This window comes from Shigella sp. FC1661 (assembly GCF_001712525.1).
In the GTDB taxonomy this organism is placed as follows: domain Bacteria; phylum Pseudomonadota; class Gammaproteobacteria; order Enterobacterales; family Enterobacteriaceae; genus Escherichia; species Escherichia coli.
On record NZ_MDGW01000292.1, the window covers coordinates 1 to 1,791 of the forward strand.

Annotated in this window: 1 protein-coding gene; it reads left to right on the plus strand. The window is 48.6% G+C overall.

Annotated elements, in window-relative coordinates; all coding sequences use genetic code 11:
* The first annotated feature begins 205 nt into the window (after positions 1-205).
* Complete coding sequence (gndA, locus tag BFF42_RS16045; RefSeq protein ID WP_000043500.1) at positions 206-1,612, plus strand: NADP-dependent phosphogluconate dehydrogenase; 1,407 nt, start codon at positions 206-208, stop codon at positions 1,610-1,612.
* The last annotated feature ends 179 nt before the right edge of the window (positions 1,613-1,791 follow it).

Consider the following 1,791-nt stretch of genomic DNA (forward strand, 5'->3'; position numbering starts at 1 on the left):
TAGCTGAACAGGAGGGACAGCTGATAGAAACAGAAGCCACTGGAGCACCTCAAAAACACCATCATACACTAAATCAGTAAGTTGGCAGCATCACCGCCAAAATGTATGAAGAACTTTATTGATATTTAATAAATGAACGATTATTTAAAGATTGGCATATAATTTAGTTCAGAAGCAAGCCATAACCCCCTGACAGGAGTAAACAATGTCAAAGCAACAGATCGGCGTCGTCGGTATGGCAGTGATGGGGCGCAACCTTGCGCTCAACATCGAAAGCCGTGGTTATACCGTCTCTATTTTCAACCGTTCCCGTGAAAAAACGGAAGAAGTGATTGCCGAAAATCCAGGCAAAAAACTGGTTCCTTACTATACGGTGAAAGAGTTTGTTGAATCTCTGGAAACGCCTCGTCGCATCCTGTTAATGGTGAAAGCAGGTGCAGGCACGGATGCTGCTATTGATTCCCTCAAGCCATACCTCGATAAAGGTGACATCATCATTGATGGTGGTAACACCTTCTTCCAGGACACCATTCGTCGTAACCGTGAGCTTTCTGCCGAAGGTTTTAACTTTATCGGTACCGGTGTTTCCGGAGGCGAAGAAGGCGCGTTGAAAGGTCCTTCCATTATGCCTGGTGGGCAGAAAGAAGCCTATGAACTGGTTGCGCCGATCCTGACCAAAATCGCCGCCGTTGCTGAAGACGGCGAGCCATGCGTTACCTATATTGGTACCGATGGTGCAGGTCACTATGTGAAGATGGTTCACAACGGTATTGAATACGGCGATATGCAACTGATTGCTGAAGCCTATTCTCTCCTGAAAGGCGGCCTGAATCTCTCTAACGAAGAACTGGCACAGACCTTTACCGAGTGGAATAACGGTGAACTGAGTAGCTACCTGATCGACATCACCAAAGACATCTTCACCAAAAAAGATGAAGACGGTAACTACCTGGTTGATGTGATCCTGGATGAAGCAGCAAACAAAGGTACGGGCAAATGGACCAGCCAGAGCGCGCTGGATCTCGGCGAACCGCTGTCGCTGATTACCGAGTCTGTGTTTGCACGTTATATCTCGTCTCTGAAAGATCAGCGTGTTGCCGCGTCTAAAGTTCTCTCTGGTCCGCAAGCGCAGCCAGCAGGCGACAAGGCTGAGTTTATCGAGAAAGTTCGTCGTGCGCTGTATCTGGGCAAAATCGTTTCTTATGCTCAGGGCTTCTCTCAACTGCGTGCTGCGTCTGAAGAGTACAACTGGGATCTGAACTACGGCGAGATCGCGAAGATTTTCCGTGCTGGTTGCATCATCCGTGCGCAGTTCCTGCAGAAAATCACCGATGCTTATGCCGAAAATCCGCAAATCGCTAACCTGCTGCTGGCTCCGTACTTCAAGCAAATTGCAGATGACTACCAGCAGGCTCTGCGTGATGTCGTTGCTTATGCAGTACAGAACGGTATCCCGGTTCCGACCTTCGCCGCTGCGGTTGCCTATTACGATAGCTACCGTGCCGCTGTTCTGCCTGCGAACCTGATCCAGGCACAGCGTGACTATTTCGGTGCACATACCTATAAGCGCATTGATAAAGAAGGTGTGTTCCATACTGAATGGCTGGATTAATCTGATTTAACCAACAATAAAATTGAAGCCCGGCGTATATTGCATCGGGCTTTTTTTTGCCAATTATCTTATAGACTAAATGTAAGCGTGCAGCAAGAACCGTATTGACGGGGATGTGTTATTCAGTCGGCAGTGCTACGCGCCAGGGGAGCAGTTCGCCGACCCGGTTTATCGGCCAG

Bases quoted from the DNA above. Each gene is read 5' to 3' on its own strand.
- gndA (WP_000043500.1), top strand. From the start codon at position 206: ATGTCAAAGCAACAGATCGGCGTCGTCGGTATGGCAGTGATGGGGCGC.